This window comes from Streptomyces sp. BE303 (assembly GCF_036290945.1).
GTDB lineage: Bacteria > Actinomycetota > Actinomycetes > Streptomycetales > Streptomycetaceae > Kitasatospora.
Genome location: NZ_JAQYWZ010000166.1, coordinates 22681 through 31562 on the forward strand (window position 1 = coordinate 22681; position 8882 = coordinate 31562).

Consider the following 8882-nt stretch of genomic DNA (forward strand, 5'->3'; position numbering starts at 1 on the left):
CCGCAGGCCGGGGCCCAGGCTGAGCCTGTGCCACGGCATCGAGCCGCCGCGGCACGCCCCACAGCTATCACAACCCGCCGCCCGCCGGAACAGAGAAATCCACTTCTGTCGTGCAAGCCCTCCCCGGTCACAGGTAGGGCCGGTCGAAGGTACCGGCGCCCAGGTCGCCGGGCAGGCAGCTCAGCTGTGCCACGGATGCCAGCGCGCCGATCGCGGTGTGCGGGGCGGCCAAGGGCGGCCGGCCCCCGGCCTCGCACGCGGTCGCCGTACCTGAGGCCTGTGGCGAATGCCGTCCCATCCAGTGGGTCAGGACCGGATGGAACGCCTGGCCCAGTTCGGCCACCGCCTGCGCGTGCCAACGCCGGTACTTCTCCCACGTCAAGTTCCTCTCCAGCCGAGGCCGCTCGCTGCGGGCGAGCACCCGCGTGACCTGGACGGCCTTCGGATACGCCAGGAGCGGGGCGGCGCGCCGTTCCCCGAGCCGGTCCGCGGCCTCGGCGAACCAGCGCGGCGCCCGCCCGTGCACGGACCAAACGTGATGGTCGGTCATCATGGTGAACGCGTCCGCAGCCAGCGCCCGGCCAGCCGGACCCGTCCGCCTGCCCAGACGCGCCAGCCGGCGGTGGGCCTCGAGGATCTGCGGCCAGGGCCGCAGATCGATCCACGGCCAGGCCACGTCGCGGGAGTTGTCCGTCCACCGGGAATGCTCGCCGCAGACGTGCCAGGTGTCGGGCACCATCAGCCACGCGGGCTCGGTGACCCCGCGCCGTGCCGCGCACAGCGCGCACGCCCGCACCAGGTAGCCGTCCGTCACCGCCCAGGGCCACTTCCACACCGGGCCCGGCCCGCAACCCGCAAGCAGGTAGTCCTCGCCCAGACTCGCCAACGCCCGCTGCATCACGGGCAAGGGCCGGCCCGCCAACCGGGCCAGGCGTTCAGCTGCCGGCCGGTTGAGGTAGAGCTCGGTCAGGTGGGGCTCGACCACCCGGCTCCTGCCCTCACCGACGATCTCCAGCAGGTAGTCCACGCTCAGGCCGTTGCGCTCGGCGAGCCGGGTCACGTACGAACCGGTCGACTCGTTCGGCAGGAAGCGCACGTGCAGCGGCAACTCCCGCAGATCGGGCCAGCGCTCCCGCTCCTGCACCTTCACGTTGCTCCCTGGGCGAATGACCGGCTCGCCACGGTAACGCATTTCGGTCGTATCATCGCGAGAAGATCCGGGCGCCGTCGAGGGCCCGGCTGTCCGGGCTCAGTGGTTGTGATCAGGAGTCGGGGTTGTGGCCTGCGTTGTTCAGTTAGGTGGTTGCTGCTTGGGAACCGCGTCGCCTTCTTGGCTGGGTGGGTTGGGCTGGTCCTGCGGCCGTGTGGCCAGGGGCTTTTCCGGCAGTCGGCCTGGTGGTCAGGTGTCTTGAGCGCTGGTCACTTCTGCTGATCCGCTTTCGGGTTGCTGGGCTGCTTCGGTGCGGTCGCGGTCGCGGGCGTGACGGAGTCCTTCAAGGAGGCGGGACTGGTCGGGGTCGGGGGTGGTCTCTGACTGGTCGAGAACGGAGTAGGCCTCGGTGCGGTCGATCAGGGCGTCGAGGTTTGCCAGGGTGTCGGCGTCGACTGCGCCCCACGGGGAGCGGGGTGGGCGGACGATCTTGGTGAGTAGCGGCAGGAGTTGCCAGGTGCCGTCGTCGAGGCGTTGACGGATCCAGGTCCGGGCGGTTGCGTGGTCGATGTGGCGCCAGTTCCAGATGAGGTCGACGTCGGAGTCGGTGAGGTGGTCGGCGGGGCGTGATCCGGGAGTTGTCAGGTGCTCGCGCAACCGTGTGACCAGAGCGGTGCGGGCTTCCTGGACCCAGGTGTCGCCTTCTTGGGCGAAGACGGGCTCGGTGCTGCTGGGTTCTGTGGCGTCGTACAGGACTCGGCTGGCGAGCATGGTCCCCTGTGGCGTGGTGGCCATGCCGCGTAGGACGTCTGCTCTTGTGTCGGCGGGGAGGTTGCGGAAGAGGTCTTGTGCGAGGAAGCGTGCGCTCACGTCGGCTCTGAGGAAACCTTCGGCTTGTGCGGTCAGTGAGCCGTAGCGAGTAGCCAGTTCGAGCAGCAGCGCGGTGGAAGGCACAGGCGTGCTGGCTTCCAGGCGCTGCCTGATGCGCCGGCCGATGCGCTGGGTGTCGTTGTCTAGCCGCAGGAGGAGCTCGGCCGCTTCTGGCCCCGGGGTGCCGGCCGCCAGCTGGTCGAGGCCCGCAGCGAGTGCGGTTTCGGAGAGGTCGTCGTCCGGGACGCCGAATACGAGGTATCTGTCGAAGTAGTCGTTGCTGCCGATGCCACGACGTCGCGCGGTTCCTGACGCATCGCCTCCGCCGCCGAGGGCCTGCCCGAGCGGGGGGAAGAGCATGGCCAGCAGCCCGAGTACTCCTTCGATGTGGTCAGGGGCGACGCCGGCGTTCTCAAGCCGACCGCGCCATTGCTGGGCGCGGTCTCCGGGTTGGCTCTCACGTCGGACGGCTGGATCGAGGCTGGTGCCGGTGAGTTCGGCGCGGTGGCGGTTCAGCAGGCGGTAGATCCCTGGCTCGCTGGTGCGCAGGAAGGTGACGAGGAGGAAGTCGACGAGGTCGACTTCGCCGGCAAGTGTGCGAAGGGACGCGGCGGCCTGGCCGAAGTAGCGCTTGATCGCCCGCGGGGTCCGCAGCCGGTGCTGCAGGTACTGGAAGTAGGCGGTTGCGAGTCGCTGTTCCTCGGGCTCGGTCAGTGACAGCTGATGAGACTCGAGCAAGGCGTCCAGAGACTGGTCGACAAGTGCGGAGGCGTCACGCTCACGGAAGGCGGGCAGATCCAGCCTGACCTGGATGATCTTTTCCAGGAACTCGCTGGCCCTGTGCTCAGAGTCGCCCACCAGGTCGCTGCGCCGCAGGACGTCAAGGAGAGTCTGCTCGTCGAAGCTGACGAGGTAGTAGACGTTCGGCAGGTTGCCGACCAGACGCACCAGCTTGAAGACCAGGAGCAACTCCTGCGGGGTCAGCCTGTCCAGGTCGTCCATGACCACGAGAACGGGGCGTCCCGCCTTGCGTAGTGCTTCGCCGGCGCTCGCTTTGGCCGCTGAAGGGCTGGTGTCGCCGCTGATCCGCTCGGAGGCGGCCTTGATGGCCTCGCTGGCGTCCAGCCCGAAGAACCCACCCACTTTGCCCAGGGGGCTGATGGCCTGGCCGAAGCCCCCGATCTTCTTCCGTACGTCCGCCCACTCGATACCGTCCTTGGGCAGCGCGCCGCGGATCTCGCTGAACAGGGCCATGGTGAGGGTGTCGAGGTCCGGGTAGAGCCAGGGGTTGAGCTCGGCCACCGACCATGACACACCGTCAGCCGGGCCTTGCTGGAGGTTGCGTAGCGCCATCTGCAGGACGGAGGACTTTCCGGACCCCCAGGGTCCGATCAGCGCGAGAACACCAGACTCGCTCTGGCTGCGGACTTCCTGCAGGAGGCCGACGGCGTGGTCCGCGTACCGCTGGTGCCCCAGCAGGTCAGGGGCGGAAGGACTGCCGTCGACCGGGTCGTCGTTGAAGAACGTGTTGGCCATGCGTGCATCCTGCTCCTGGACATGCCCCTTGAGGGGCTGAATGCCCTCAAAGAACTACAGTCACCGGTCTGGTGGCTGTGATGCCGATGCCGTTCAGGAGCACATGTTGGTCGGGGTGGAGGGTGTGCCAGTTCTTGAGTTGGTCCTTGATCCATCGCTTCTGGTGGGGGAGGAGTCGGGCAGGGTCGGGGTGGTCCTGGATGCGGGTGTAGGTGTGTTGCCAGCTGGCTCGCCAGGGCGGGTTCCACCAGGGGTCGAGGGTGGTCATGGCGGTTTGGTGGGGCCAGGGTTGGCCGGTGCGGCGTAGGTGGGCGTTGGCGCGTTTGCGTTGTTCGTAGAGCCACCAGCCGAGGGGGAAGCCGTCGTGTTCGACGTCGTAGTGTGCGCTTCCCAGGCCGCCGTGCTGGTGGGCGTAGGCGCGGGCGTAGGGCAGGCCGGCGTCGATGCCGCAGGGGACGGTGGTGGGTCGGGGCCGTTCGGCTCCGGGGCCGGTCCGCGGGCGGGGTTCGCGCTGAGGGCGCAGGGCGCCGGCCTGCTGCGCGCTGATCCCGAGGTCGGCGAGGAGGTGCTGCTGGCCGGGAGTGAGGGTGGGGTAGGCGGCGCACTGGGTGAACAGCCATCGGGTGGCGTGTGCTGGCAGGCCGGGGAAGCCCTGAGCCGGGTCGAGGGGGCGGCCCGCGGTCTGGGTTTTGACGGCGTGGTAGGTGATCTGCCAGCGCATGCCCCAGGGCGGGTTCCACCACGGGTCGAGGGCGGCCAGAGCATCGGCGCGGTCGGCGGGCAGCCGGCCGGCGGTGGCTCTCTCGCGCTGGGTGGCCAGCCAGGTTCCGATCGGGTAGTCCCCGACGCGGGTGTTGTTGGGCAGGGCGAGGTGGCCGTGGCGCCGGGCCTGGGTGCGGGCGTGGGCCAGGCCGGTGTCGAAGGATTCCTGCCGGGTGGTGCGCCGCGGTCGGGTGGCGCGGGTACGTTCAGCGGTGATGCCGAGCAGGGCCAGTCGCCGTTGCTGTTCGGGGTGCAGGCTGGGGTAGGCCAGGCACTGGGTATGGAGCCATTGCCCGGTCCAGCCGGGGGTGCCGCGGAACCCGTGTTCGGGGTCCAGGTCCAGGCCGCCTGCGGCCTGGATCCGTGCGGCGCGGTAGCTCTTGTTCCAGTCCGCGCCCCAGGGCGGGTTCCACCAGGGGTCCAGGGCTGCCAGGAGCGTTGCGCCGGGCCAGGGCGTGGTGGAGGCCGCTGCGCGGGTGGTGGCGTAGTTGCGCTGGCGTGCGAGCCAGGCACCCAGCGGGAAGCCGTTGTGGCGGGCGCGGGGCGCAACGTCGAGGTCGCCGTGCTGGTGGGCGTAGGCGCGGGCGTAGTACAGCCCGGTCTCCAGGCTCGGTGTGCTGGTGGCGGGGTCGGGCCGGGCGGTGGCCGCGACCTCGGTGGTCAGTCCGATGTCGGCGAGTTGTTGTTGCTGTCCGGGCGCGAGGTCTTGGTAGGTGGCGCACTGGGTGAACAGCCACTGGCCCACTGCGTCGTTGAAGCCGGTGAAGGCGTCGGCGGGGTCAAGGGCATGGCCGGCGCGCACCAGGGTGCTCACCGTGTAGCAGGTGCGCTGCCAGTCCGGGGGCCATGGCGCGGCCCACCAGGGGTCCAGAGCGGTGAGCTGGTCGGCGATGCCGGCGGCCTCGGTGCCGGCGCGGGTGCGGCTGCGTTGGTTGGAGAGCCATTGGCCGATGGGGAAGCCGTCGTGGGTGTCGTCGGGGTGCGCGCACAGGTGGCCGGTGCGCGCCGCGTAGGCGCGGGCGGCCGCGAGTCCTTCGGTACGTGAGTCCTCGATGCTGTACCGGCGCCGGCGGGCCGCTTCGGCGCTGTGCGCGGTGATGCCGATCCGGGCCAGCAGGGCACGTTGCTGGGGGTGCAGGTCCTGGTACTTCAGGCACTGGTCGAACAGCCAGCTGCCCATGTTCTCGCTGAAGGCGTCGAAGCCCTGCCCGGGATCGACCAGGACGCCGGTTTGCACCTGCCGGTGTGCGCGCTGGTAGATGCGTTGCCACCGGGTGCTCCACGGAGGGTTCCACCACGGGTCCAGGGCGCTCAGCGCGCGGGCGCGCTCGGGCGCCAGCCGGGGGCCGTAGGCGCGCTGGTTGGACAGCCACAGGCCCAGTTGGAAGCCGTCGCGCCGGTGCCGGTAGGGGATGGACAGGTGTCCGTGTTCCTGGGCGAAGGCCTCGGCGAGCGCGTAGCCGCGGGCGAAGCCCTGCACGGTGGCGTCGTCTTCCGCGGCCGGACCCGTGCCGCCAGCCACGGGGGTTGCCGCGGTGTCCGCGGTGTCCGCGGTGTCCGGGGTGTCCGGGGTGTCCGGGGTGGTGCGGCGCACGGGAGCGGAGGGGGTGCGGTAGGCGGGGGCGATCCACCACAGGCTTCCGGGTTTTCCCTCCTGGACGGGTTGCGGGCGCCAGCAGTTGTGCAGCCAGGCGGTCAGCGGACCGGAGGACTGCTCGGCCAGGGCCTGGACCAGCCAGGGCCGTCGTAGGCGGGTGGCCAGCTCGCGGGTGAGGTCGGGGGTGTCGGCCGGGGTGTGGGGTCTGTGCTTCTGGGCCCGGACCTGCTGCTGCCAGAAGCCGCCGGCCAGCAGGCCGGCCAGGACGACGCTGTCGGGGTAGGTGGCGATGGTGCGGGCGGTGTGCTCGGGGATGTCCGCGTGGGGGTTGGCGCGGGCCAGGGCGTCGCGCAGCTGGGGCCAGCGTCTCTCCTGCGGCCAGGCGGCGTCCCACCAGGTCGCGGTGACGGCCTGGGCGAGCGGGAAGGCGTCGCAGATGCCGCAACGACGCCGCAGCCAGGTGGCGTGGCGACTGCTGGCGGCGGCGATCTCGGGCAGCCCCGCCAGGCTGAGCTCTCGGACCTGGTCCTGCCGACGGCTGAGGACCTGCCCGCCGAGGCCGCGGCGCGGTTCACCGCCCGCCTGGCCCGCATCGGCGGGCCCGAGCTCGCCCCCGCCCTGGACCGCGTCGTGAGGATCCGTCAGCCAGGCCGCGTGGCGGCGGCACACGTGCTGGTGGTCTGCGGTGTACAGGCGGGCGGGTTCGGCGCGGCCGGTTCGGGCGGCCGTGCAGCGCGCGCAGGCGGCCGCGGTGGGCGCGATGGACGTGGCGCTGTAGAAGGTGACGGCCGGTCCGGCGTCATGGCGCCCGGCCGGCTCAAGCTGCGCCCAGGCGGGCAGGGCCCGCTCCAGGTGTGCGGGCGGTACCTGCGCGAGGGCGGCGAGGCGGGTGCGGGCCTCCGTATTGAAGTACACCTCGCCGCCTTGGGGGAAGGACGACATGGGGCGGCGGTTGCCGAAGGCGAAGAACTCCGCGATCAGGTCCGGGGCCGTGGTGCGCAGGCGGGCGGCCAGCCGCTGCAGGAACGACAGGGTCGTCTCCCGGCCCAGGGGCCGCGCCCGGACGGCGCACGGCGCCATAGGGAACAGCCGTGAGGACGGCGCGCGCCTCGCCTCTATGGTCACAGCCGTACTGCTCCGCTCTCGTAGGGGTCCGCGCGAGGCAGTCGCACGGCGCAGGACGTCCGGCTTGGCTTCCGGCACTCCGCGCCCGGGCGGCTATCGGTTTCTCCCGGCCCGTCCGGTGGGGCTGCGCCGGGTCGGGGCAGGGGCGAGGAGTTGCTGCTGGGCGCGGATGTCGAGCTCGATGCCGTCCAGGAGCTTCTTGGTGATGCGCTCGGTGTTGTCCGCGATGGTGGTGATGGCCGCCTCTCGGATGAGGTGGGACAGGCTGCCGATCACTCCGCCGGTGCGCCGGTGCAGGTAGGGGGCGAGACGGGCCAGGGTCCCCGGGCGGTGGTGCCGCAGCCGCAGTGCGCTCTCCAGGTCGGTGACCAGCTCGAGCCACGTCTGCCGCTGTTCGGCGGTGCCGTGGGGCAGCGGGTCGTTGCGCAGCAGTTTGAAGCGCCCGGCGAGCTGCTGCCCGCGGGGGCCGACCAGCAGCGGGGAGGTGTCGACGTCGACGCCGGCGTAGATGAACGTCGCGGCGATACGTTCGCCCAGGTGCTTGATCTGGTCGGAGGTCTCGGCGCCGGAGCGGGTGCGGGTGTCCAGCAGGTGGATGTCGTCGACCAGGACCAGCTGGGTCCGCAGCTCGCCCAGGGTCGCGCAGACCGAGTCGGTGATCTGGGCCTGGTTCATCCGGCGCAGCACGGGCACGCCCAGGAACCGGGCGAACTCGCTGACCAGCATCTTGGGCGTCGAGGCGGGCGGGACGGAGACGAACGCCACCGGCAGCCGGTCCTTGACCCCCGGGTGCCTGCGCCGGTCGGTGAGCTCGAAGATCCGTCCCAGCTCCATCAAAGTGGTGGTCTTGCCGGTACTGGGGAGCCCGGAGACGATCAGGCCGCGCCGGGCGGTGCCCTGGTGGCGCCGGTTGACGAGCAGCATCTTCTGCAGTTCCAGCGAGACCCGTTTCATCGCCGGAGTGCGCACCACGACGAACTCGGAGTGGTAGTCCAGGCGCTGCTCCCGGGTCCAGCCGCTGGCGTCGGCGGACTGGTTGCCGGGGGCGTTGTCGACGTAGCGCTGCCAGCCCACCCAGGTGCTCACGGGGTCGAACGCTTCGTCTTCGCCCTGGCCGGGGGCGGGATTCACTACAGCCACTCTTGGGCCTCCAGGTAGGGGTTCAGCACATGAGTGGGGCGCGTCGGCCCGGGATCGGGAACGCAGCCTTTCTCGCCTTCGTCGTCGCTCTCGTCGAATCCGGATTCGGCCAGGTCCTCGGGGTCCTGGAATCGCTGCGCGTCCTCGACATCGGGGCCTTCGCTCCGTTGCTCCGGGGCGCCGCCAGTCGCAGCAGTGTCCGCAGGCGCCGGCGCCAGCGCCAGGCCGGCCGGGGCGAGGGAGGTCGCGGCTGCGGCGCGGGCCGCGATGGTGCGTTCGCGGCGGGTGCCCGTTCCTGCCCCGGCGCGCCGCAGCAGCGTGTCCAGGGCCCGGGCCAGGGCCACTTCGTGGGCGTCGCGGTCAGTGGTGCGCGCCACCGTGCTGACGATGTGCCGCCAGGCGGCGTCGGTGAACGGCACGCTCACCTGGGTGGCGTGGATCCAGGGCACCTCCTGGAAGCCGTCCGGCAGCCTGACCCAGATCCGGGCCGGGTCGTAGGGATTGTGGTGGATCTCCAACTGCACGGCCGCTCCGGCGGAGGTGCGGGCGCGCCGGTGCCCGTTCAGTGGACGTTAAGTCCGCTTTCTCTCGGTTCATGATCGCTCGTTCGTGTGAACGTCGGCCGTACTGGCGTGCCAGTCGGGGTTCGGGTGATGTTCTGCGGCGCATGGACAGACGGGCGTATCCGAGCGACTTATCGGA

General features: G+C 71.1%; 5 protein-coding genes. All 5 read right to left on the minus strand.

Translation table 11 applies throughout. The features are described 5' to 3' along the window. Nucleotides 1-127 precede the first annotated feature (127 nt). Nucleotides 128-1150, minus strand: coding sequence for a TniQ family protein (locus PUR56_RS00965; RefSeq protein WP_329947437.1), 1023 nt, complete (start codon nt 1148-1150; stop codon nt 128-130). 249 nt (nt 1151-1399) lie between these two features. Then, the gene (locus PUR56_RS00970; protein ID WP_329947438.1) at nt 1400-3556 is read right to left on the minus strand and encodes a P-loop NTPase fold protein; all 2157 of its coding nucleotides are present in this window, start codon (nt 3554-3556) and stop codon (nt 1400-1402) included. Between the two features lie 46 nt (nt 3557-3602). Further along, nucleotides 3603-6995, minus strand: coding sequence for a helicase associated domain-containing protein (locus PUR56_RS00975; RefSeq protein WP_329947439.1), 3393 nt, complete (start codon nt 6993-6995; stop codon nt 3603-3605). A gap of 138 nt (nt 6996-7133) precedes the next feature. After that, complete coding sequence (locus tag PUR56_RS00980) at nt 7134-8126, minus strand: ATP-binding protein (RefSeq protein WP_329947440.1); 993 nt, start codon at nt 8124-8126, stop codon at nt 7134-7136. Nucleotides 8127-8170: 44 nt separating this feature from the next. Next, nucleotides 8171-8704, minus strand: a complete 534-nt coding sequence (locus PUR56_RS00985; protein ID WP_329947441.1) for a hypothetical protein — start codon at nt 8702-8704, stop codon at nt 8171-8173. Between the last annotated feature and the right edge of the window lie 178 nt (nt 8705-8882).

Coding starts and splice junctions, on each gene's coding strand:
- PUR56_RS00970 (WP_329947438.1), bottom strand. CDS start 3,556: ATGGCCAACACGTTCTTCAACGACGACCCGGTCGACGGCAGTCCTTCC.
- PUR56_RS00975 (WP_329947439.1), bottom strand. CDS start 6,995: ATGGCGCCGTGCGCCGTCCGGGCGCGGCCCCTGGGCCGGGAGACGACC.